Origin of the sequence: Nocardia sp. NPDC101769, from assembly GCF_044766925.1 — a bacterium.
Lineage (GTDB): Bacteria > Actinomycetota > Actinomycetes > Mycobacteriales > Mycobacteriaceae > Nocardia.
Genome location: NZ_JBIWMX010000005.1, coordinates 119943 through 142142, shown reverse-complemented (window position 1 = coordinate 142142; position 22200 = coordinate 119943). Strand labels below are relative to the sequence as shown.

At 66.8% G+C, this 22200-nt stretch carries 27 protein-coding genes and 1 tRNA gene; 13 read left to right on the top strand and 15 right to left on the bottom strand.

Annotated elements, in window-relative coordinates:
* Positions 1-51: 51 nt before the first annotated feature.
* The gene (locus ACIRRA_RS11465; RefSeq protein WP_402766297.1) at positions 52-1659 is read left to right on the top strand and encodes a dolichyl-phosphate-mannose--protein mannosyltransferase; all 1608 of its coding nucleotides are present in this window, start codon (positions 52-54) and stop codon (positions 1657-1659) included.
* 12 nt (positions 1660-1671) lie between these two features.
* Here the strand turns inward: ACIRRA_RS11465 and ACIRRA_RS11460 are convergent, their stop codons facing one another.
* Together ACIRRA_RS11460 and arcA are read right to left on the bottom strand one after the other, a co-directional pair.
* The gene (locus tag ACIRRA_RS11460) at positions 1672-2046 is read right to left on the bottom strand and encodes a GntR family transcriptional regulator (protein ID WP_356995528.1); all 375 of its coding nucleotides are present in this window, start codon (positions 2044-2046) and stop codon (positions 1672-1674) included.
* A gap of 7 nt (positions 2047-2053) precedes the next feature.
* On the bottom strand, positions 2054-3283 hold the full coding sequence (arcA, locus tag ACIRRA_RS11455; protein ID WP_402766294.1) for an arginine deiminase: 1230 nt from the start codon (positions 3281-3283) through the stop codon (positions 2054-2056).
* Positions 3284-3394: 111 nt separating this feature from the next.
* Here arcA and soxR point away from each other — a divergent pair, with 111 nt between their 5' ends.
* Complete coding sequence (gene soxR, locus ACIRRA_RS11450; RefSeq protein WP_402766291.1) at positions 3395-3901, top strand: redox-sensitive transcriptional activator SoxR; 507 nt, start codon at positions 3395-3397, stop codon at positions 3899-3901.
* Here the strand turns inward: soxR and ACIRRA_RS11445 are convergent, their stop codons facing one another.
* The 7 genes from ACIRRA_RS11445 to ACIRRA_RS11415 all read right to left on the bottom strand — a co-directional run bounded on the left by ACIRRA_RS11445 (position 3902) and on the right by ACIRRA_RS11415 (position 11666).
* A complete protein-coding gene (locus tag ACIRRA_RS11445) occupies positions 3902-4750 on the bottom strand; it encodes an SDR family oxidoreductase (RefSeq protein WP_402766289.1) in 849 nt (282 codons plus the stop codon). It lies immediately after the preceding gene.
* Positions 4751-4958: 208 nt separating this feature from the next.
* Positions 4959-6839, bottom strand: coding sequence for a putative bifunctional diguanylate cyclase/phosphodiesterase (locus ACIRRA_RS11440; RefSeq protein WP_402766287.1), 1881 nt, complete (start codon positions 6837-6839; stop codon positions 4959-4961).
* A 12-nt stretch (positions 6840-6851) separates the two neighbouring features.
* A complete protein-coding gene (locus ACIRRA_RS11435) occupies positions 6852-8999 on the bottom strand; it encodes an Rv1355c family protein (RefSeq protein ID WP_402766284.1) in 2148 nt (715 codons plus the stop codon).
* A gap of 2 nt (positions 9000-9001) precedes the next feature.
* Positions 9002-9616, bottom strand: a complete 615-nt coding sequence (locus ACIRRA_RS11430; RefSeq protein WP_402766281.1) for a hypothetical protein — start codon at positions 9614-9616, stop codon at positions 9002-9004.
* A gap of 388 nt (positions 9617-10004) precedes the next feature.
* Entirely contained in the window at positions 10005-10439 is a 435-nt protein-coding gene (locus ACIRRA_RS11425) for an effector binding domain-containing protein (RefSeq protein WP_379387402.1), read from the bottom strand.
* A complete protein-coding gene (locus ACIRRA_RS11420) occupies positions 10436-10879 on the bottom strand; it encodes a GyrI-like domain-containing protein (RefSeq protein ID WP_356995521.1) in 444 nt (147 codons plus the stop codon). Before ACIRRA_RS11420 ends, ACIRRA_RS11425 begins: the two co-directional genes overlap by 4 nt.
* Positions 10880-11006: 127 nt before the next feature.
* Entirely contained in the window at positions 11007-11666 is a 660-nt protein-coding gene (locus ACIRRA_RS11415; RefSeq protein ID WP_356995520.1) for a trimeric intracellular cation channel family protein, read from the bottom strand.
* A 117-nt stretch (positions 11667-11783) separates the two neighbouring features.
* On the opposite strand from ACIRRA_RS11415, the gene ACIRRA_RS11410 reads away from it, so the two are divergent.
* The 3 genes from ACIRRA_RS11410 to ACIRRA_RS11400 all read left to right on the top strand — a co-directional run bounded on the left by ACIRRA_RS11410 (position 11784) and on the right by ACIRRA_RS11400 (position 13664).
* Entirely contained in the window at positions 11784-12506 is a 723-nt protein-coding gene (locus ACIRRA_RS11410; protein WP_402766277.1) for a uracil-DNA glycosylase, read from the top strand.
* A 322-nt stretch (positions 12507-12828) separates the two neighbouring features.
* Positions 12829-13428, top strand: a complete 600-nt coding sequence (locus tag ACIRRA_RS11405) for a TetR/AcrR family transcriptional regulator (protein ID WP_402766593.1) — start codon at positions 12829-12831, stop codon at positions 13426-13428.
* Between the two features lie 163 nt (positions 13429-13591).
* Positions 13592-13664 (top strand) — tRNA-Ala (locus ACIRRA_RS11400).
* Between the two features lie 59 nt (positions 13665-13723).
* On the opposite strand, the gene ACIRRA_RS11395 is transcribed toward ACIRRA_RS11400, so the two are convergent.
* Complete coding sequence (locus tag ACIRRA_RS11395; protein ID WP_402766274.1) at positions 13724-13936, bottom strand: hypothetical protein; 213 nt, start codon at positions 13934-13936, stop codon at positions 13724-13726.
* A 193-nt stretch (positions 13937-14129) separates the two neighbouring features.
* Entirely contained in the window at positions 14130-14498 is a 369-nt protein-coding gene (locus ACIRRA_RS11390; protein ID WP_402766272.1) for a hypothetical protein, read from the bottom strand.
* Positions 14499-14630: 132 nt separating this feature from the next.
* Here ACIRRA_RS11390 and ACIRRA_RS11385 point away from each other — a divergent pair, with 132 nt between their 5' ends.
* The 3 genes from ACIRRA_RS11385 (at position 14631) to ACIRRA_RS11375 (ending at position 15699) form a co-directional block, all read left to right on the top strand.
* Positions 14631-15107 (top strand): hypothetical protein, encoded by a 477-nt coding sequence (locus tag ACIRRA_RS11385; protein ID WP_402766270.1) that lies wholly within the window; start codon positions 14631-14633, stop codon positions 15105-15107.
* Positions 15108-15190: 83 nt separating this feature from the next.
* Positions 15191-15478: a hypothetical protein gene (locus ACIRRA_RS11380; protein WP_402766268.1), complete on the top strand. Its 288-nt coding sequence runs from the start codon at positions 15191-15193 to the stop codon at positions 15476-15478.
* On the top strand, positions 15475-15699 hold the full coding sequence (locus ACIRRA_RS11375) for a hypothetical protein (RefSeq protein ID WP_402766265.1): 225 nt from the start codon (positions 15475-15477) through the stop codon (positions 15697-15699). Before ACIRRA_RS11380 ends, ACIRRA_RS11375 begins: the two co-directional genes overlap by 4 nt.
* Before the next feature lie 188 nt (positions 15700-15887).
* On the opposite strand, the gene ACIRRA_RS11370 is transcribed toward ACIRRA_RS11375, so the two are convergent.
* Positions 15888-16148 carry an NUDIX hydrolase gene (locus ACIRRA_RS11370; protein ID WP_402766262.1) on the bottom strand — a complete coding sequence of 87 codons (261 nt, stop codon included), beginning with the start codon at positions 16146-16148 and terminating at the stop codon, positions 15888-15890.
* 159 nt (positions 16149-16307) lie between these two features.
* Between ACIRRA_RS11370 and ACIRRA_RS11365 the strand changes: the two genes are divergently transcribed.
* Complete coding sequence (locus ACIRRA_RS11365; protein WP_402766259.1) at positions 16308-17363, top strand: AraC family transcriptional regulator ligand-binding domain-containing protein; 1056 nt, start codon at positions 16308-16310, stop codon at positions 17361-17363.
* On the opposite strand, the gene ACIRRA_RS11360 is transcribed toward ACIRRA_RS11365, so the two are convergent.
* Together ACIRRA_RS11360 and ACIRRA_RS11355 are read right to left on the bottom strand one after the other, a co-directional pair.
* Positions 17302-18027, bottom strand: a complete 726-nt coding sequence (locus tag ACIRRA_RS11360; protein WP_402766257.1) for a DUF998 domain-containing protein — start codon at positions 18025-18027, stop codon at positions 17302-17304. The two genes, ACIRRA_RS11365 and ACIRRA_RS11360, sit on opposite strands and share 62 nt — an antisense overlap.
* Positions 18027-18194 (bottom strand): hypothetical protein, encoded by a 168-nt coding sequence (locus ACIRRA_RS11355; RefSeq protein ID WP_402766254.1) that lies wholly within the window; start codon positions 18192-18194, stop codon positions 18027-18029. The genes ACIRRA_RS11360 and ACIRRA_RS11355 overlap by 1 nt, the downstream gene beginning before the upstream one ends.
* A gap of 232 nt (positions 18195-18426) precedes the next feature.
* Here ACIRRA_RS11355 and ACIRRA_RS11350 point away from each other — a divergent pair, with 232 nt between their 5' ends.
* The 4 genes from ACIRRA_RS11350 (at position 18427) to ACIRRA_RS11335 (ending at position 20062) form a co-directional block, all read left to right on the top strand.
* Positions 18427-18756 carry a PadR family transcriptional regulator gene (locus tag ACIRRA_RS11350; protein ID WP_402766252.1) on the top strand — a complete coding sequence of 110 codons (330 nt, stop codon included), beginning with the start codon at positions 18427-18429 and terminating at the stop codon, positions 18754-18756.
* A 2-nt stretch (positions 18757-18758) separates the two neighbouring features.
* Positions 18759-19121, top strand: coding sequence for a DUF1048 domain-containing protein (locus tag ACIRRA_RS11345; RefSeq protein ID WP_402766251.1), 363 nt, complete (start codon positions 18759-18761; stop codon positions 19119-19121).
* A 29-nt stretch (positions 19122-19150) separates the two neighbouring features.
* Positions 19151-19714: a dihydrofolate reductase family protein gene (locus ACIRRA_RS11340; RefSeq protein ID WP_402766249.1), complete on the top strand. Its 564-nt coding sequence runs from the start codon at positions 19151-19153 to the stop codon at positions 19712-19714.
* Positions 19715-19855: 141 nt separating this feature from the next.
* Complete coding sequence (locus ACIRRA_RS11335) at positions 19856-20062, top strand: hypothetical protein (RefSeq protein WP_402766246.1); 207 nt, start codon at positions 19856-19858, stop codon at positions 20060-20062.
* A gap of 14 nt (positions 20063-20076) precedes the next feature.
* On the opposite strand, the gene ACIRRA_RS11330 is transcribed toward ACIRRA_RS11335, so the two are convergent.
* Positions 20077-22044 carry a potassium transporter Kup gene (locus tag ACIRRA_RS11330; RefSeq protein ID WP_402766243.1) on the bottom strand — a complete coding sequence of 656 codons (1968 nt, stop codon included), beginning with the start codon at positions 22042-22044 and terminating at the stop codon, positions 20077-20079.
* Between the last annotated feature and the right edge of the window lie 156 nt (positions 22045-22200).

Below are 22200 nucleotides of genomic sequence, written 5' to 3'. Positions count from 1 at the left end.
CATCCTCACCGCAGCGGGACTCGGGGGCGGGTACCGCTTACGATCGACGGCGTGACCCAGGTGACCGACGTGCGACCGGCAGCGGTGGGGGCGGAGACGGCGGCGCTGTCGAGTCCGGCTCCGCTGGTGCCCTCACCCGATTTCGGGCCCACGGATTGGGCTCGAGGGTGGGTGGTCACGCTGTTCCTCACAGCCATCGCCGCCGTCACCCGGTTCCTGTTCCTCAACTATCCGACCGATCTGCACACGCCCGTCTTCGACGAGAAGCACTACGCGCCGCAGGGCTGGCAGGTGCTCACCGGCGGCGGCGTGGAGGACAACCCCGCCTACGGGCTGGTGGTGCACCCGCCGGTGGGCAAGCAGATGATCGCGCTGGGCGAGGCCATCTTCGGCTACTCCCCGTGGGGGTGGCGGTTCACCGCGGCCATCTCCGGAACGCTGATCGTGCTGCTGGTGATCCGCATCGTCCGGCGCATGACCCGGTCCACGCTGATCGGCGCGTTCGCGGGCATTCTGATCATCTGCGACGGGCTCACCTTCGTGTCCTCCCGCATCGGCATGCTCGACATCTTCCAAGCCCTGTTCGTGACGGCGGCTTTCGGCTGCCTGGTGGTGGACCGCGACGACATCCGGGCGCGCATCGCGCTGGTGGCCGCGCAGGGCCGCATCGACGACAGCGCATACGGGCCGCGATTCGGGGTGCGCTGGTGGCGCTTCGGCGCGGGTGTCCTGCTCGGGCTGGCCTGCGGCACCAAATGGTCCGGCGCGTACTGGATCGTCGGTTTCGCCGCGCTGTCACTGGCCTTCGATCTCTCGGCCCGCCGCGGCTACCGGGTGAAGCGGCCGTGGGCGGGTGTGGCCAGACGCGATCTCGGACCCACCGTCTACGCGCTCGCCGTCATCCCGGTGTTCGTGTACCTGGCCTCCTTCTGGGGCTGGTTCGCCAACGAGACCAGCTACGACCGGTACGCGGTCGGGGTGAAGGTCGGACGCGGCGGCGACTTCTCCTGGGTGCCGAGCGCGCTGCGCGGGCTCTGGTACTACGGCGGCGAGGTGCTCACCTTCCACTCGCAGCTGACCAATTCCGCCGGCAATCACCATCCCTGGGAATCCAAGCCGTGGACCTGGCCCATGGGCCTGCGGCCGATGCTCTACTACTACGCCGACACCAATGTCACCGGCTGCGGCCAGCCCGCCTGTGTGAAGGCCGTGATGGCGATCGGCACCCCCGCGCTGTGGTGGGTGGCCTTCCCCATGCTGGCGTGGGCGCTGTGGCGCAGCGCGGTGCGCCGCGACTGGCGCTACGCGGCTGTCCTGGTCGGCTACGGTGCGGGCATCCTGCCCTGGTTCCTGGACCTCGACCGGCAGATGTACTACTTCTACGCGGTGCCGCTGGCCCCGTTCCTGGCCATGGGTGTGGCGCTGGCGCTCGGCGACATCCTCGGCCACGCCCCACCCAGCGGGCGACGGCTGTCGGGAGCCCCTGGCTGGCAACACTTCACACCACTCAGTGAGCGGCAAGGCCTGGGCCTGTTGCTGGTCAGTCTCTACCTGGCCCTGGTCATTGCCAATTTCATCTGGCTCTGGCCGATCCTGACCGCCATGCCCATCACCCCGGGCAACTGGCACGACCACCTGTGGCTCCCGAGCTGGCGATGAGAACCCGAAGGGTCAACTGACCGTGGGAGTTTCTCCGAGCGCCGCGTACAGATAACGCACCGCGGCAGCGTCGTCGAGACCGAGTCGGCGGATCACCGCGACATATTCGGTGGCGGCGCGGCCGGCCAGGTCGCGGGTGGGGTCGCCGGAGGAGGCGACGAAAGAGCCCAGGCGGCCGCGGGTTTCGAGGACGCCGTCCTGCTCCAGCTCCCGGTAGGCGCGGGCGACCGTGTTCGGGGCCAGCTTCAGCGTCGCCGCCAGTGCCCGGACCGTGGGAATCTTGGTCCCGGCGGCCAGTTCGCCGGAGCGCACCCGGGCGATGATGCCCTGGCGCAGCTGCTCGTACGGCGGGACCGTCGAGTGGTGGTCGACCGGGATGTCCAGCATGGCTTCATCACACCTCGTCACGCGACAACGGGCAGGACAGGCAGCGCGGACCGCCACGGCCGGAACCCAATTCGGAGCCGGGGATGCGCAGCACCTCGATTCCGGCGTCTTCTAGCCGCGCATTGGTGTTCTCGTTGCGTTCGTAGGCGACCACCACGCCGGGGGCCAGAGCGAGAGTGTTGTTGCCATCGTCCCACTGCTCCCGCTCGGCGGTGACGCCGTCCAGACCGGTGTCGACCACCCGCAGCTTGCCGATGCCCATGGCCTCGGCGGCCACACGCAGGAAGGGATCCGGGCCGGAGATGCTCACCCCGTGCCCCTCTTCCTTGCGAATGGTGAAGGCGCACAACTCATCCTGAATGGCCGGGTACATGACCACCGCGTCGACGTCCACCATGGTGCAGACGGTGTCGAGATGCATGGTCGCACGGGTCTGGGCGATCGGCACCACGAGCACGGTGCGCGCCAGATCGTCCTCGAACAGGCTGCGCGCCAAGGCTTCCGCTCCCGCCGCCGTGGTGCGCTCCCCCACCCCGACCGCCACCACGCCCGGCGCGAGCAGCAGCACGTCGCCACCCTCGATCGGCGCGGTGTGCGATTCGTAGGCCCGTCGCACGCCCAGGAAGCGGGGGTGGAAGGCGTAAATCAGGTCGGTGAGCGAGGTTTCGCGGGCGCGGGCCGGCAGCGCCAGCGAGGTGATGGCCACCCGCGGCCCGATCCAGAAGGAGGAGTCCCGGGTGAACAGCAGATTGGGCAGCGGGTCGATGACGAAGTCGTGCCCGTGGTGCATGCGGCGCACCAGTGAGGTGGCGTCCGCGCCAAGGGGCAGCTCGTCGAATGTCATGCCGGACATGAGGATCTGCGCCAGTTCCGGCGCGGGCACCCCGCGCAGGTGGGCGGCCAGCTCGTCGGCGAGTACGTGCCCGAGTCGCCGCGCGTCCACCGCGCCCGAGATGCCCTGTATCCGCGCGGCGCCGCTGACCTGGATGGTCTCGGTCAGCACATCGGCCAGCAGCAGCACCTCCACGCCACGCCCGCGCAACACCTCGGCGAAGGTGTCGTGTTCCTGCTGGGCGCGCTCCACCCAGGGAATGGCGTCGAACAGCAACTGGTCGTTGTTGCGCGGGGTGAGCCGGCGCAGCTCGTCGCCCGGCCGGTGTAACAGCACCGTGCGCAGCGCACCGACCTCCGAGGTCACGGAAAACGGTCGCGCCGTGGGTGCGGCCTTTGTTCCCATGACACGACGGTAGTTCCCCGTGGCACGGTTGGCATGCAATTCGCGCCTCGAGTCGCACCCTGGGAGAACCCAGGAGTCGCACCGTCGAAAAACCTGGAGTAATGTTCAGGTATGCAGACCGCGTCGTGGCAGGCCAAGGAGCTGACCCCCGGTCAGCTCGCCCAGCGAGCCGGAGTTTCGGTGTCCGCCTTGCATTTCTACGAACGAGAGGGCCTGATCACGGCCCGCCGCACCGGCGGGAATCAGCGCCGCTACCCCCGGGAAACCCTGCGCCGGGTGGCATTCATCCGCATCTCACAGCGGGTCGGCATTCCGCTGGCCGAGATCCGCCGCGCCCTCGACAACCTCCCCGACGGCCGCAACCCCTCCCGCCGCGACTGGGAAACCCTCTCCACCACCTGGCGCGCCGACCTCGACGACCGCATCGAACAGCTGATCCGGCTGCGCGACAACCTCACCGGCTGCATCGGCTGCGGCTGCCTCTCACTGGGCGTCTGCAAGATCTTCAATGCCCACGACCACCTCGGCGACGAGGGCCCCGGCGCGCGCGTACTGGACACCCACGCCGCCGAGAACTGCGCCAAGGCCGTCTGCGCCCCCGCGCCCGACCAGGCGTGACTACTTGCGCGGCAGGAACGAGGTGAACAGGTCGTTGGCGCGGCGCATGGCGAACTCGTAGGGCCAGGCGAACTTGCGGGACCACCAGTAGCCGAACCGGATGTCGAACTGGGTGTGGATCAGGTAGGTGCCCTTCTCGACACCGCGCAGGATCGCCTCGGCCACCTGGTCGGGAGACTTGGCGTGGTGACGGAAGCGCTTGATCCAGGCCTGGATTCGCGGGTCGTCGCGATCCACGCCGACAATGTCCACGGTCTGCACCAGCGGCGTGTCGACCGCGCCGGGCACCACCAGGTGGACGTCGATGTGGTGGCGCGCCAGATCGAAGCGCAGCACCTCCGACACACCGCGCAGACCGAACTTGCTGGCGCTGTAAGCGGCATGCCAGGGGAAAGCGAGGAGGCCGGCGGCCGAGGACACATTGACCAGCGCGCCACCGCGTTTCGCCTCGATCATGGGCGGCACGAAGTTCTCGATGACGTGAATGGGACCCATGAGGTTCACATCCACCAGGCGTTTCCAGTGGCGATGTTCCAGGTTCTCCACCGTCCCCCAGGTGGAGATGCCGGCGATGTTCATCAGCACGTCCAGCGAGCCGAGCTCCTCGTGGACCTTCTCCGCGAAGGCGGTGACGGCCTCGTATTCGCTGATGTCGAGGGCGCTGGCGACCTCGACGATGCCGCCGGCGGAACGGATGGTTTCGACGGTCGCGTCCAGCCCTTCGGCATTGACGTCGGTGAGCACCAGCCGTGCGCCCTTGCGGGCCGCCGCCAGTGCCGTCGCCCGGCCGATGCCGCTCGCCGCGCCGGTAATCAAAGTCTTCTTGCCCCTCAGGCTACGATCACGCACGTCGATCCATCCCTCATTTCGACAGCCCTGTCAGACCGCACGCTACTACGCGAACAATTCTGTTCGCGAGTTGGGCGAGTGCCCGTTACGCCCCTATTTTCCTGGGCGCGCGCACCCCGGTCCTGGATTCCGCGCGCGGTTCGGGGACGTTAGGGAGTCGTGCCCATCCGGACCGCCGGACCGTGATCCCCGGACCGCCGACCCCGGCTCAGGACGCCCCCGGCAGCACCGACCGACTGGTCCCCGGCAGGTCCAGATCCAGCGCGATCCGCCCCGCCGCCAGATGCTCCTCGACCTCAACGCCCGGCATGGGCCGCGCGATCAGGAACCCCTGCGCGCGGTAGCAGCCCAGCGCCACCAGCGTGCGCGCCGCCACGGTGGTCTCGACACCCTCGCCGACCACCCCGAGACCGAACGAACCAGCCAGTCCCACAATCGATTTCACTATCGCCAGATCATCCGCGCTGGCGCCCAGCCGCTGCACGAAACCCCGGTCGATCTTCACCGCGTCCACCGGCAGCGCCTTCAGGTGCGACAGCGAGGAATACCCCGTCCCGAAGTCGTCGATGGCGATCTGCACGCCCATCCGCTTCAACCCGCGCAGGGTCACCTGCGTGCGCGCAAGATCCTGCACCACAACATGTTCGGTGATCTCCAGGCACACCGACGACCCGTCGATGCCGTACCGCCGCAGGATCCCCTCGATGGTCTCCACGAAATCCAGCGAAACCAGCTGCACCGGAGACACATTGATCCGGATCACCACATTCGACGCCAGCCCCCGCCGCCGCCACTGCGCGAACTGCTCGGCGGCCGTGCGAATCACCCAGCGGCCCAGCTCCCCCGCCAGATTGGTGGCCTCCGCGACACCCACGAACGCACCGGGCGGCAGCAGCCCGCGCGTCGGATGCTGCCAGCGCACCAGGGCCTCCAGCGCGACCACCCGGCCGGTCCGCAGATCCACCTCGGGCTGATAGTGCAGCACCAGCGAACCGTCGGCCACCGCGCCGCGCAGATTCAGCTCCACGTCGTCCTGCAGTTCGAACTGCGCGCGCATGGCATCGGTGAACACCGCGACCCCGTTGCCGCCGCTCGACTTGGCCGACAGCAGCGCGTGATCCGCGCGCCGCAGCACATCGGCGACCGTGGTCTCGCCCGGAATACCGAGCGCCACCCCGACGCTGGCGCCCCGGCTCACCGTCTCCTCGCCGACGGTCACCCGCCGCGCGACGAGCTGCTGAATCCGGCTCGCCTCACGCTCGGCCGCAGCCGCGTCCATCGGCTTGGCGGGCACGATCACGAACTCGTCGCCACCCAGCCGGGCGATCACGTCACCCGGATCCAAATTCTCGCGCAAGCGGGTGGCGAGCGTCCGGATGAAATTGTCCCCGGCCGTGTGCCCGAGAAAGTCATTGAGCGCCTTCAGCCGATCCAGATCCAGGAAGAACGCCGCCACCGGCCCCGGACTGCCGGGTCTGAGCCGATCCTCCATGTGTTCCAACAGCGCCCGCCGGTTCGCCAGCCCGGTCAGATCATCGTGCATGGCGATATAGCGGAGCCGCTCCTCGGCCTCCACGCGTGCCTGCAACTGGGCGAACAACGCGGCGATCGCCTTGAGCACATTGACTTCCCGGGTGCTCCAGTCGCGATCGCCGACCTTGATGAAACCGAGCAGACCCGTAGACACGTCACGCGACACCAGCGGCACCGCGGCGGCGGACACCTGTGAGTACCCGGTCGATTCCAGAATGAACTGCTGATAGTCGGGGAACTCGCCGCTATCCCGCAGCACCATGGGCTCGGTGGCGTGCTCGAACTGCGCGAACACCGAATTGGTCTGGTCGAAGTAGGCCACCCGCAGCGGGTCCGGGTCGACGGCCACCGGCCGGGGCGGCCATTCCGCGATCAGGATCGAGGCCCGCTGCTTCTGGTCGGTGAAGCGCAGGAAACTGAAATCGACATCGAAATGCTCGACCAGCCAGGACAGCACCCGCTCGCTCGCCGACGCCATCGTGGTGGCGTCGACCGCCATCAACTCGGAGGCGACCTGGGTCACCAATGAGTCGAGTGTTCGCCGAGGCACCGTCATTCTCCGATCACGCTAACCGCGGGTTTCCGCGCCCGGTATCGGAAGTCGCCTGCTTCGAACCGTGGGCGCCACCGCATAGCTGAGGCGAAGCACCACCGCCATTGTCTCGTTGTCAGGCACTCCCAACAGGCCCAGGAAGCGGCCCTGAACTGACGTTAGTGTATCGGCGAACTCCGGGGAAACCCTATCCACCTCGTCGGGGCGTCGCACGTAGAGGAAGGCCGGCGAGATCGGCTGGACCGCGAGACCGTGCCGTTCGGCCTCGATCCACACCCGCTGAACGGCCTCCCCTGCCCGTGCGTAGGCGACCAATTCGGCCGTGTCGTCCGGCAGCGGCGCGGGGAAGGTCACGGCCACCACGGCCGAGCTGGTCCGGATCCGGCCGCGAGAAGACTCACCCAGCGCGAAACCGCCCTCCCAGGCGCGCACCAGCTCCATGACGTCGGCCCGACGGGCGATCTCGAGCTTGGCCAATTCGTCGTCGGCGAGGTCCAGCGTGCGCAGGTCCATGCCGGTCCGCGCGTCGTCACCCGGCCACCGCAGTTCGGACAGCATCTCCCGATGCATGCGGGGAGTCAGATATCGGACCCGGTCGGACTCGCCGAGCAGCAGGGCGAGGCCCTCGATATCGGCGGGATCGGTCACAGCACGCAGCACGCCACCGGCATCCGCGGCGACAGCGGACAGGGCTTCCAGCACCGGTGCGGGCATCGGCGCACCGCTGCCGAAGTGCCGATTGGTTCGGCGTGCGAGCAGGGCCGGGTAGTCGCGGGCCAGCACCGGATCGGTGTTCGTTCCCGGTCGCAGTACCGCCCGGAGCTGTCCCGGGCCGTCGATTCGGAACTCGCTGTTGCCGAGAATGCCGAGTGCGGCGGCCGCGGCCTTGGCGTTGTACAGCGCCGCACCCACCGCCATCGCGCTGCCGCGGTAGGCGATGTCCACGATCGACGAGCGTTCGGGCGCAAGCGAAATCGTGACGGACCCGGCATTGACGCCGAGGGTCCACGGCTGCGCATTGCCCACCGAGGGCGCGCGCTGGGCGCAGAACAGGACGGCTGCGATCCCGGATTCCGGGCTGGGCTCCTCGGGCGGCGGCTCGGTCCAAACCAGATCTTCGAACGGGTCCGGTTCGGCGAGCTCGTCGAGGCTGCGCTCCAGGTCCAGCCGGGTCCGGCCGGACGGCAGTTTCAGGCCCAGGCCGAGACGGCGCACCGCGGTCGCCACGCTGGAACCGCCGTGCAGCACCTCCGAGCCGAGTTGCGGCCAGCTGTTGAGGCTTTCGCCCAGTTCGACCATGCTGGCCGCGCCCCGGCTGGACAGGTTGCGGCCGTCCAGGATTCGAATGAGGTACGGGGCCTTCTCCCGAGGGGTCAGCCCGCGCAGTTGGGCGGTGCCGATATCGCCGATCAGCCCGTGGAACGGTGGCCGCTCCGGCTCCAGGTCGAACCGTTCCACATCGAGCAGGCCACGGTCGCTGGTCTGCATGAGCAGGGGCATCCGGCGACTGCGGGCGCCCTCCCGCAGCGCGAGTTTGATGTCGAAGGAGTCGCATTCGTCGACGACGATCGACAGATCCGCGAGGAAGGCCTCGAGGTTTTCGTCGGTCACGCCCTCCTGCCACACCTCCACCGGCAGGTACGGATCGAGCTCGGCGATCCGCCGGGCGGTGACCACCGCCTTGTTCTCGCCGATATCGAACAGGGTGCCGGGGAGGCGATTCAGATTGATCAGTTCGACCGCGTCGAAGTCGGCGAGCCGCAGCCGGCCGCAGATACCTTCCAGCGCAAGGGTGTACGCCACCGCGTGGCCGACGCTCTGCCCTACCACGCCGACGGACAGGGCGCCGAGCCGCTCCTGTTCGGCGTAGGTGAGATTGTTGCGGTTGCGATCGAGACGGACGATCCGCAGCAGTTGCGGGCCGGGCAGGCCGATGACGATATTCCGCCACGGATAGAACACCCAGCGATCGAATTCCGATCCTTCGGATAATTCCGGCGGGGCGACCAGGGATTCGAATTCGGCACGCAGCAAATCGCGCAAATCGGAAAATTTGACCGTCGAATCGACACGTAATTCAGCGAGCCGAGCGGCATCCTGGGGATTCGATTCATCGAGCAATAGCGGACGGTATTCACCGACCGCGGGTAGATCTGCGGCCATCGTTACGCGAGTCCCTCACCCTGGACCCAGGCGCTCGGCAATTTCTGGCCCGATTCCATGAATTCCGACAATTCGGCATCTATCAGCCGGATCTGGGATTCCGTTGCCACGGACCGATAGGTCTGCATGTCGTACCACACCGGTACGGTGCGATAGCGGTCGTCAGGGTACGAGGACGCCGGGATCCACCACGCCACGCGGGCGCCGCTGCTGCGGTAGCACCGGAGGGCATGTTCGGGCGCCACGCCGACCTGGTATCGCACGCCGAGCAGCACCATCGAGTGGACGTAGGCCCGGGCGATCCAGTCGACCAGGGCGCCGCGGTGTTCGACATCACGCGCGGTCCAGCCGGCCTTGCCCTCGATCACACCCTCGGGAATCTGATCGGCGACCATCCGCCGGAAGGCGATCTCACCGGGCAATCCCGCCCAGCTCGCCACCGCGTGCACCTCGTCGACATGCCGGTACGGACCCGAGACGCGCATGCCCGCGACGGCCCGGCCGTCCGAGTCCAGCGCGACACCGAAAAGCGTGGTGGAACGGCCGTCGACGACTTTGTCGTATTCGAGTGCGTCCTCGGTGCCGAACTGGCGGTAAACCTCGCGCGCACCGTCCATGCACCTGTGCCACAAGCGGAGATCCGCCTGCGGCGGACCGATCACGAATGTGTACCCCGATTGCGGATCCGTTGATTGGAACATGCCGTCACCAGGCCCTTCCGCCGGGACGAGCGAGACCGGTTCGACTGCCATAAAGTTCCGCTCCACTAATGCGCTGTCGTCGCGCGATCCTCCTGTGTCCCCGCCCGATACGGCCGTGCATCGGCCGTGCCCGGCACGAGCACCTAGGGGAGTATCCGTCAGCCAACTGAAATTGTCCAGGCGTCCGGCAAATGCTCCGAAACCCTGGTGCGTCTACAGAAATCGCGCCTGGTCAGGCCATTGCTATCAGTCATGAAAACCAGCGACAAGACCGGTTGGTATCCATTTGGTTAACTGCCAGCAATTAGACCAGGATGGAGATGAAAAGCTCCAGTTCGGCGGTGCCGTGCCAGATCTCGATCTCCTCGCGGTAGGCGCGGGTGATCTCGGCGGAAGCGGTCGCGTCGTCGACCTGAGCCCAGACATCCTCGGCCGGATCGTGATAATCGCCATTGGGCCGGAAGCGGGCGTAGACGCCCTTGGGGACGCGGATGAGCACGTCGCCGACCGGGACGTCGTCGGGGCCCTTGTACTCGTAGGAGACCAGCACGTTGTAGTTGCCGGCGGGGTCGGGAACGTAGACGGTGGCCAGCGGGCGCTCGGCGCCTTCCCGGTCACGCAGGCGGTCGCGCAGGAACTCGATGAGCTCACTGTTGGAGACCTTGAAGCTGGGACGCACCCGCGGAACCACCAGGCCGCCGTAGACCCCACCGGGCCGGACCACGATCGAATAGGTCATGAGGGCTCGACCGCCAGGTACAGATCGATCTTGTACGCGTGCGGATAGGTCTCGAAGTCGCCGGTGTGAATGCGCTTGATCTGCTTGTGTTCCTCCGCGTAGGCGATCTGCGTCCACAGATCGGTCATCACCTGGGGGAAGTTGCCGACCGAGGAGAAGCGGGCGTAGGTGCCGCGCGGCAGGCGGGCCACCACGTGGCCGCGGGTCACCTCGTCGAGCGAGCCGCACTGGTAGCCGACGATCTGGGTGTTGTAGGTGCCGAGCTCGGCCGCGTAGTCGGTGTAGGCCGAGGCCAGCGGACCACCGAGTTCCTGATGCAGGACCGCGGCCCACGCCACTTCCAGATCGTGGTCGCGCAGTTCACCGAGGGCACGTTTGGGACTGCGCACCGGCAGCCCGGCAATCCACGTCTCGTCCCGCTCGACGATCTCGAACTGCATTGGATGGAAACTCTCTCGAGGTGTGATTTCACAGCCAGTCGGCCAAGCCTTCGCCATGCTATCAATCAGCCCGGACCGTGCCGGGCGACACGACTGAGGCGCTCGCCTCCCCGCGCGGGCGCGTCGCTCACCCGTCGCGGCGGCGGTGTGGGCGGGCCATCGGGGCATGCCAGTGCCGGAACAGCGCGATCAGGCGCAGGCCGACCGCGCCCGCCCCAGCCAAACCGCCTGTCCAGTATGTGTATTGGCCGTAGTGCAGCAGCAGCGCCGTCGCCGCGGAACCGAGCAGAGCCGGTACGGCGTACAACTCGCCGTCACTGAGCACGCTGGGTGTGACGCCGGCGAGGACATCGCGGATCACACCGCCGCCCACCGCGGTCACCAGACCGAGCGCCGCCGACGAGGTCGCCGACATGCCGTGCTGGAAGGCGGTCACGGTGCCGGTCACGCAGAAGATGCCGAGGCCGATGGCGTCGGCGATATTCAGCGGGGTGCGGACCAGCCGCACCGGCGGATGCCAGAAGAAGATGACGGCCGCGGCCAGCAGGGCGACTCCGGCATAGGACACCTGAACGAAAGCCAGCGGCGGGGTGCGGCCGATGACCAGATCGCGGATCACACCGCCACCGGTGGCGGTGGCGACCGCGAGCACCGCGATGCCCACCACATCGAAGCGGCGACGCACCGCGAGCAGCGCGCCCGACACTCCGAATGCGAACACGCCCAGTAGGTTTCCCACACTCTGTGCCGCGTCGACAGGAGTACCGAGTTCGACGAGATCACTCACGTGTGGTCCACTTCCATCCCTTATCGCTAACTCTCGGCTACCGGCGCACAGTATGCCGGGCCCGCCACACCGGCACTCCGCCGCACGGTCGCAGTCCCTTTGTGGTTGAGTCGCCCTGTGTGCCGCACAATTGCCCAGCTAGACACGGAACTTACCGCGTGTCGCGCCTGCCTCCGGCTGGTGGCATGGCGCGAGCAGGTCGCACACGAGAAGCGGGCCGCCTTCAGTGACGAGGATTACTGGGGCAAGCCGGTTCCCGGCTTCGGTCCCGCGGACGCCCGGCTGCTGATCGTGGGCCTGGCGCCGGCCGCGCACGGCGGTAATCGCACCGGCCGCATGTTCACCGGCGACCGCAGCGGCGACGTCCTCATCGCGTGCATGCACGCCGCCGGTCTCGCCAACCAGCCCACCAGCGTCTCCGCCGACGACGGCCTGCGGCTGCTGGGCACCCGCGTCACCGCCCCCGTGCACTGCGCCCCACCGGACAACAAACCCACCCCCACCGAGCGCGATACCTGCCGCCACTGGCTGACCACCGAATTGACCCTGCTGGCCCCCACTCTCCGCGCAATCGTCGTACTCGGCGCCTGGGGCTGGCAAGCCATCCTGCCCGCCCTGGCCGAATCCGGCTGGGCCATACCCAAACCCAAGCCCCGCTTCACCCACGGCGCCCGAATCGAGCTCGCCCCAGCCACCCCCGGCCGCGCCCCCCTCCACCTGTTCGGCACCTACCACCCCTCCCAGCAGAACACCTTCACCGGCCGCCTCACCCCCGCCATGCTCGAACAGGTCCTCACCGACGCCGCCCACGCCGCCGGCCTCCCCGGCCACCAGCCCTAGACCCGGCCGACCGCAGCGGACAGCTCGATTCGGCTGTCCAGATCTGGCATTCAATGAGGTCGCCGGTCCCGCGCGGGCGACTCGGCCCGGCTGGCCGGACTTGGCGTCCGGCGAGATCGCCGTCACCGAGCCGGGCGGCACGATTCGACTGTCCGGACTTGGCATTCAAGTAGGTCGGCGGCGCCGCTACGGGCGGGCGCATCGGCCAGGGGCGCGGTGGTCGCGGTGGTGGGGTCGCCGGACCGGATACGATGCGGGCGTGAGCAGGGCCGATGACGAATCCGAGCGGGAAGGGGCGGCTGCCGATGGGGCGGCCGGGGGTGTGAAGGTCCGCCGCAGCCGGGCCGGGACGCGGCAGCGGCTGCTGGACGCGGCGTTCGAGGCCTTCGCCGAGGAGGGATTCGGCCGTTGTTCGGTCGAACAGGTCTGTGAGCGGGCCGGATTCACCCGGGGTGCGTTCTACTCGAATTTCACCTCGCTGGAGGAATTGTTCCTGGCCATGTGGGAGCAGCGGTCGGCGTCGATGCTGGCCGAGGCGGCAGCGGTGCTGGATGCGCCCGGCGGAGTGGGCGGCGATCCGCGGCGGGCGGTCGAGCAGGTGCTGGCGGCAGTCCCGGTGGATGACAAGTGGTTTCGTATCACCTCGGAATTCACCGCGCACGCCCTGCGCAATCCCACGTTGCGTCAGGTGATGGTGGCCCGAGAGGAGGCGATAGCCGCAGCACTCACCCCGGTGGTGGTCGCGATCATGCGCCGCAATGGCCGGCGGGTACCGGATCCGGCGGCACTGGGCCGGGCATTGGTGGCGGTACACGACGGCACGCTGGGCCAGTGCCTACTGGAACCGGACAACCCGGCAGTGCGCGAGCACCGGCTCGATCTGTTCCTGAGAGTGCTCGACTCCTACAGCGAGTCCGTCTGAGCGCTCAGTTCGGCGCCTCAGACCCGATCGGAGTTCGGCGATAGGCCGGTCGCCCGGCACCTGTCCGCCCCCACATCCCAAGAAACCCTCTCCAACCAGCCGATTCGTCGACTCCCCACCCCACCTGCTAAAGTTCTCCAGCGCGGGCCGGAAACGTCCCCGCGGGGCTATAGCGCAGTTGGTAGCGCGTCTCGTTCGCATCGAGAAGGTCAGGGGTTCGATTCCCCTTAGCTCCACAACAAGAGAAACTGCCCGTGACCTCGGTAGAGGATACGGGCGGTTTTCGTTTTCGGAGCTATTCGGAACCTTGATCATCAGTGCCGGTCCGCAGTTCGTCCGCAGCAGCGGCGATAGCTGACCGGGCAGCAGCGTCGAGAGCCTCGGCGACGGACTCGAGGTCGTCCGGGAACAGGTCGGCGTAGGTGTCCAGCGTCATGGCCGCGGACTTGTGCCCGAGCATGGCCTGTACGGCCTTCACGTTCGCGCCGGCGCTGATCGCGAGCGACACCGCGGTATGCCGGAGACCGTGCGGCGAGACGTATGGAAACCTTGCCGACCCGGTTTTCGTCGCGCGCCCCTTTCTCTTCGGATCCCGCAGCCGGGTGACTGCGGGCCGGAAGACGCGGACATCTCGGTAACCTCGCGGACCAGCTGCTCGACCGCGCATCCGTCGTTCGCACATCCCGCGCTTCGATGCTCCCTCACCGGGGTTTCACGTGTAATCCCCAAGTGTGGCCGCGGTTGAAGGCAGTGGCCTCCTTCAGATGTGCCTGCGCGGCGAGCCACCGCCGGCCAATCTCGCCAATGGTTTCGCGACCGGCCGACGGTGCAATGTGGGTACCGGTCACCAGCGAACTGGTGACCCCGTCCAGCCAGGACTGCGCATCAGCCTTTCGGACAAAGGACTGCACGTGCTCCTGGCTGCTGTTATCGACATACCGTGCGCGCCAACGCTTTCGACAGCCGTAGTTCTCGGACGGAACGCGCTGCCGGGTTTTCGTCCTGTCCTCGGTCACCACCGTGACCGCCTTTGTACCAGCGATCTTCGACACCAGCGCATCGGGGCTCACGCTTGGTGCGCATGGCTCGTTCCGAATCCCCCGATCCGTGCGAAAACACTCTGAAAAGGATGTCGGTCAGTTGCGATAGGCTGCGCCAGTCCCCTTGACGCATGGGGATTTTCGACAACAGGGGAGTGAAGTATGAGTGGGACGATTCGTCGGGTGGGTATTGGGATCGCGGCAGTGGTGACCGCGGCAGCCGGCCTCGCCGCGATAACGGAATCGACGGCCGAGGCCGACATTACGAACAATGGTGTGACTCTGGTGGGTGACACGTTCGTTGTGGGACAGACCTACACGGTCAACGCTTCTGACGGGTACTGCGGTGATGACATGACACCGATTTTGCTCGAGGACTATGTCGCAATCGCTCAGGGCACGGTCACGAGGTGCGCTACCGCGAGCTTCCAATGGACGCCGAAAACTGCTGGTCCTCACCGTCTGGGGGTGCAGTTCACCAGCCACACCACGCTTGGTGCGGTAAACGTCACCGTGACCACCCAGTCGCCGACGACGACTCCGCCGACGACAACCCCTCCGACCACATCGCCGAACAGTGGCAGCGCGAACTCGATTCCGGTGATCGGTGGTCTCCTGAGCAGCCTGTCCGCTAAGTAGTAGCACTACGCTGTCGAAAGCCCTGGGATGCCGGGGCTTTCGCAGTCCGCAGTGCGTCCGCAGCAGCACCATTCTCGGGTTTTGTGGACCCAAACGTCACAACCTTCGACAACAAGGTCGACGGCGGCAAAGTCCGCTCGACGATCGTGCAATACCTGCACAGCTCGGTCGCACCGCTCCTGCGCGGCAGCTTCAACGAGCACATCGGCCGCCAATTGTTGGGCTCCACAGCCGAACTCGTACGCCTTGCAGGCTGGGCCGCCTATGACCAGGAAGACCACGGCCTCGCCCAGAGCTACCTGATCCAGGCCCTCCGACTCGCCCGCGCCGCCAGCGACGCGCACTCAGCGCCGAAATCATGGCCGCCATGAGCCACCAAGCCACCTACGTCGGCCGCCCCGGCGACGCCATCGACCTGGCCCGCGCCGCCCAAATCGCCGCCCGCAGGCCAGGCCTGCCCGCCCTCGAATCCGAATGCCACATGGTCGAAGCACACGGACACGCCGCCCGCCAAGACCAAACCTTCTGTACCACAGCGCTCAACGCCGCAGTGCGCTCTGGACATCGCCACCGACCTTGCCTCCCGCCGTAGCCTCTCCTACCTACGAGACCTGCGCTACCGGCTCCGACGTTTCAACAACTTGACCGAGGTCGCCGACTTCCGACAGCAAGTCCTCGAACTCACTCAGCGAGGCTGAGCGCCCGATAGATCGCGACCACCGTTGCCGCACCGACGATCTCGCCCCAATCGATGATGGCCGCGGCTTCCTCGAGCGGGATCTAACGCACATCCTCGGCCTCGTTGATATCGGGCGCTGTATCAGTCAGGTCCGCACCACGACCGAGGTAGATCACCTGCGGCTGATCCAAGGTGCCGATCGACGGCTGATACGTCACCAGGCGCTCCATCGTGCGCGGACGCCAACCGGTCTCTTCCTCCACCTCCCGCGCCGCCGCCACGGCAACATCCTCAGCGTGGTCGACGTGGCCACCTGGCAGCTCCCACACCCACTGATCGATGATGAACCGATGCCGATACATCAACAGTCTCGCGATTCTCGTTGAGCACCAATGTCATCGCGCACCAATTCCCCGCTCATTGAGAGGCACAGCCGTGGAAAGTCGGGGCATTCGCCGTGGCTCGCGCGGGCATACCCTTCGGTAGCGTTGCGGGCGGCCCGTCTGGGCAGAATCGAGGCGATGATGGATACGGCGAATCCTGCCTTGGTGAATACGGTGTCGGGGCATGTCGTTCGGATCGTGTTGGACGCGGCGGTCCGATCCGGTATCGATGCGGGCGAGGCCGCCCGAATCGGGAACATCGACCGGAAGCTGCTGGGCGATGACAGGATTCGGGTACCTTCGGAGAGCCAATATCGCTTGTGGACGCTGATGCATCACGTTATCGGCGACGACGCGGGTGTGCGAGCGGCCGATATGGCCGACCATGGGCGCCTGCATATCTGGGACTATCTGTTCAGCAGCGCACCGTCGCTGGCGGAGGGATTTCACGACGCGTCCCGGTTCAGCACCGCGATCTGCGATCCGGCCGCGCGGCTGGAGGTTGTCGAGGAGGGGTCCACGCTCACGGTCGGCTACCGCGGCACCACCTACGGCGAAACCCGCAGCATCGTCAATGAATTCGCGGTGACCGTGGCGGTCCGGCGTGCCCGGAATGCCTTCGGGGACGCGGCCGTGCCCATGCGGGTGGACTTCGCACATCCGGCGCCACGCCACCACCGATATCTCGAAGATGCCTTGAGCACCAAGGCTATTCACTTCGACCAACCGGCCGACAGCATCAACTATCGGATCACGGAGCACCAGACCAGCAGGCCGGCGCATGATCCACACTTGCGCTGGATCCTGCACAGCGCCGCCCAGCAGGCCATCGATAACGCCCGATCGATGCCCGGATGGATCGACTCCTTCCGCGCGGAGCTGTGCAGGGAAACCGGCCGCACCGACTGCCATCCCGGGCGTGGCCCGAAGCTCGCCGCCCTCGCGTCCCGGATGCAGATCAGCGACCGCACCCTGCAACGACGACTCGCCGACGCCGGAACCTCCTGGAGCGCGGAGCTCGCCGCGAGCCGGTGCGAGCGGGTCAGCTTCCTGCTGCGCAGCACCACCCTCACCATGCACGCCATCGCACTGCGCACCGGCTACAGCGATGCCCGCGCCCTCAGCCGTGCCTTCACCGGCTGGACCGGTCTGTCTCCGGGCGCCTACCGCCGCGCCCACCGCTTCCGAGACTGAGCATCAACACGAGTCCGACCAGACCACCCCACACGGTGAGCGTGTCGAACGCGATGCGCTCCGACACCCCCGCGCCGAGCCCGGAATGGCTACTCGCGAAAAGGAATACACCGCCGATCACCGAGATCACCACGGACAGTGCGGTGCAGACGGCCAAGCTCCGGAGTCTGCGTGTCACCTCCGGCAAGATCAGGATCATTCCCACCAGTTGCAGAAACCATTGCAACAGGGCGATGGTGTCGTGCACCTGGGTTCGAATATTCCAGGGCGCCAATCCGATTCCGGCGATACCGAGACCGGCTCCGGCCAACAGGATGCATCCGGCACGGAACCAGCGCCCATTCCACATCCCGGCCCAGCCCAGCGCACCGACGACGGTCAGCAGTCCGGTGAGCACGAACATCAGGTTCTGGACCGCGTGGTCGGGCGAGCACACCGCACGCGACATGCCGTCGCGATCGGTGTATTCGCCACATCGAGTGATGCCGAGATCGCTGATGTAGTTGCCCGACCAGCTGTATCCCGACGGCCAGGCGCGGGCCACCGCGATCGAGACGGGAAAGTACAGCAGCGTCAGCAACCAGCAGCCTGCGGTGAGCCACGGCAGCCGGACACGATTCGACCGCACCCCGCCGACCGCTACGACCGGCGGCGTGGACATCATCAGAACATCGCGCCGTTGGCGCGGATCGTCTGCTCGTCGCCCTGGTAGGTGACGATGGTGACCGCTCCGCGGGCGGCGATGTTTCTGGCGAATTCGGCACCCTGATCGCGGGTGCCGCCGACGATCAGTGCGACCTTGCCTTCCAGGTCACGAGCAACGTTCGACATCAGCCGAATCCCTTTTCTCTCTTGGCTTTTCCGACTCCTGCCCATCCTTCCGACGGTCGGGTGCCGAGCCAAGGACCAATCGCGTCAACAGGTAACCGCAGACGCCATCGGCTCCGATGACCGGAAGGCCCATAGGTTTACGGCCCTTCGGTGAGAACTGCTTGCGCCTTCACTACTCAGTGTTACTATCTACTAGTAGTAAGCAACGCAGAGTAGCGCGAGGAGGTGATCCATGGGCAAGCAGATGACAGAGCTGCTCAAGGGCACGTTGGAAGGCATAGTGCTGGCGATCCTGTCCGTGCGGTCGGCGTACGGGTACGAGATCACGGCGTGGCTGCGGGAGCAGGGGTTCTCCGATATCGCCGAGGGCACCATTTACGCCCTGCTGATCAGGATCGAGAAGAAGGGTTTGGTCGACGTCGAGAAGGTCGCCTCGGAGAAGGGGCCGCCGCGCAAGGTGTTCACCCTCAACGCGCAGGGGCAGGACTATCTCGACGAGTTCCGCAGGAGCTGGAACTTCCTCTCCGAACGGCTCGAACAACTCCACGAAGGCGGTAAATAGTCATGGACATCTCGAAACTCACCGCGAAGGTGATCGGCGACCTCGGCGACAAGCGGCGGTGGCGGCAGTACAAGGAGCGCGCACGACGGCTTCCGACGAACTACCGCACGGCGATCGACGCGTTCGAGCGGTACCTGATGGTGTACGGGCCGGGCGGCAGCATCGCCATGTTCGAGGACCTCGCAGATCTTTTCGAGCCGAGCGCGGTGGATCGCACCCCGATTCGGGAGGTCGTCGGCGACGACCCGGTGGAATTCATCGAGGCATTCGCGCGGAACTACCAGGAGGACGCGTGGGTCAACCGCGAACGGAAGCGCCTGGTCGACGCCATCGAGCGTGCCGTGGGCGACAACACCGGCAGCTGACAATCGCAGCCTGAAGGGAGAGCGACCCGATGGGGAAGATCGTTCATGTCGTCCACCAGTCGCTGGATGGCTACATAGAAGGGCCGAATGGTGAATTCTACTGGCCCACCATGGATTCCGACGTCGACGCGTATTGGCGCAGACTCGCCGACACGGCGGGAACCTTCCTCTACGGCCGGGTCACCTGGGACTTCATGTCCGAGTACTGGCCCCGGGCCGAGCAATGCGCATTCCATCCCGGCGACGCCGACTTCGCGCCAGTCTGGCTGGCCAAGCCGAAGGCCGTCGTGTCCCGCACGCTCGACAGTGCGCCGTGGAAGACTCGCGTCTTCTCCGATTTCGGATCCCTGGCCGATGCGGCGGCTCGTGAGCAGAGGGACTTCCTCCTGTGTGGTGGATCCGAACTCGCGTCGTCGTTGACTCGCGACGGATTGATCGACGAGTACCACATTTTCGTGCACCCGGTCCTACTCGGCGGCGGCAAGCCCGTTTTCACCGACGTGAATGTCGGTGCGGCCCTGCGATTGACCGAATCGCGGGTGCTGGACAAACAAGTCGTCCTGCTGCGCCACGAACGGCTCGGGACATCGTGATTCGCGTCGAGTGCGCTGCGGCCGCTAAGAACTCGACAATTTCGTGTGCACGCCGGTGATGGAAGCGTCAAGGATCACGGGGCGCCTTCCGGTTGGATATCCAATGGGAGCTCAGGCCATGTCGAAGCTGGAGGCGAGGTTATGGGCATCATCGGCAGGGAAGTCAGGCTGTCGTCGTTCCATGTGCAGTGGTCGCCCACGGAGGAGGTGTACATCGCGCGGTCCGATCGGCATCCCAGTCTCGCCGCTCGCGATGAGTGGTCCTCCCTCGCCGCCGTCGACACGCTGATGGATCTGATCGAACGTCAAGGGCGGCACGATGATTGGTCGGGGCGGCCGGCCGCGTGAAACATGCGGGCCAGCTACACCTCGATCTGCGAGCCCATGATGACCGTGCGGTTCCGGGGGAGGCCGAAGTACTCCGCGGCGTCGGCGGTGATGTGGCTGGTGGCGATGAACAGGCGTTTGCGCCAACGGGCCATGGTGGGTTGGGGGCCGGGGCGCAGTTCGATGGTGGACAGGAAGTACGAAGCCTGGGCCAGGTCCAGCGGGCCTTCGGTTTCGGCGGGGTCGAGCAATGCGAGAGCGGCTGGGACGTCGGGGGTTTCCATGTAGCCGTAGCTGGCGGTGACATGGATGATGCCGTCTTCGCGGTAGTCCAGGTGGTCGATGGCGATGCGCCGGTCGACCGGAACCCGCGGGACCGGTTCGGTTTTGATCGACAGGAATACGACCTGCTGGTGCCGTACGTGGTTGTGCTCGACGTTGGCACGCATGGCCAATGGAGCGGTTTCCTTGCCGCGGTTGAGGAATACCGCGGTGCCGAGGACGGTGACCGTTGCCGGCACGCCCTCCTGCAACTGGTCGATGAACACGCGCAGTGATCCTTCACGCTGTTCGCGTTCGGTGGTGACGATCTCCCGGCCGCGCTGCCAGGTGGTCATGATGGTGAATGCGGTCAGGCCGATCATCAGCGGCAGCCACGCGCCGTGCACGAGCTTGGTGAGGTTCGCCGCGACGAACAGCAGGTCGACGGCCAGCAGCGGGGTCGCGGCGAGCACGATCAGCCACATGGGCGTATTCCATTTCGCCCGTGCGACATAGAAGAACAGCAGGGTGGTGATGGTGATGGTGCCGGTCACCGCCATACCGAAGGCGAAGGCCAATGCGGCCGAGCTGCGGAAGGCGAACACCAGCGTCAGGACCGACACCATCAGCAGCCAGTTGATCCACGGCACGTAGATCTGCCCGATGGTCGATTCCGAGGTGTGCGCGACCCGCAGCCGCGGTAGGTAGCCGAGCTGGGCGGCTTGGGCGGCAACGGAATACGCGCCGGTGATCACCGCCTGCGAGGCGATGACGGTGGCCGCGGTGGCCAGCACGACCATCGGCAGTCGTCCCCAGCCGGGGACGAGCAGGAAGAACGGGGCGCTGGCATTGGCGGGGTCGTCGAGGATCAGCGCCCCCTGGCCGAGGTAGCTGAGCGCGCAGGCCGGGAAGACGAGGAACAGCCAGCCGCGGGTGATGGCGCGCCGGCCGAAATGCCCCATGTCTGCGTAGAGCGCCTCGGCGCCGGTGACGGCGAGCACGATCGCCGCGAGTGCGAAGAACGCGATTCCGAAGTGGCCGAACAGGAATCCCAGCGCATAGGTGGGTGAGAGCGCCTTCAGGATTTCCGGATGCGCGGCGATGCCGGTGATGCCCAGCACGCCGATGGTCACGAACCACGCGATCATCACGGGCCCGAACATTCGGCCCACCGCCGCGGTGCCGCGCCGCTGCACGAGGAACAGCCCGATGATGATCACCGCCGTGATCGGCACGACCAGCTCCGCGAGCGAGGGCTGCACCACCTTCAGACCCTCGACGGCCGACAGCACCGAGATCGCCGGGGTGATCATGCTGTCGCCGAAGAACAGTGACGCGCCGAAGATTCCGAGCGCCGACAGCGCGAGCGCGGTGCGCCGCCCGCCCGGCGCGACCCAGCGCCGCAGCAGCGTGATGAGCGCCATGATGCCGCCCTCACCCTCGTTGTCGGCGCGCATCGCCAGCAGGACGTAGGTGACGGTGACGATGATCGTGACCGACCAGAACACCAGCGACGCGACACCGAATACGTTGTCCCGGCTCACCGGAACCGGATGCGGGTCACCGGGATCGAACACGGTTTGCAGGGTGTAGATGGGGCTGGTGCCGATATCGCCGAACACCACACCGAGCGCACCGACCACCACCGCCAGCCGGGCCGTGTCGTGCGCGACGGACGTGCCCGGTGCCGACTGCGGCGCGGGAGTGTCACCCGTCGCCCCCGTGGGTCGCTGCTCGGTCACAGTGGTACCTCCTCCGAGCGGGCGGCCGTGCGGATGCCCGCGAATCGTGCCGGACGTTACCGGCTCGCAGGCACAAACCTCCGATGCGCCCTGATTCCAGCGCGCCCGTGACCACTCCAACGGCCGAAACGGGTCTCGGCCTCCGCGCTACCCGTG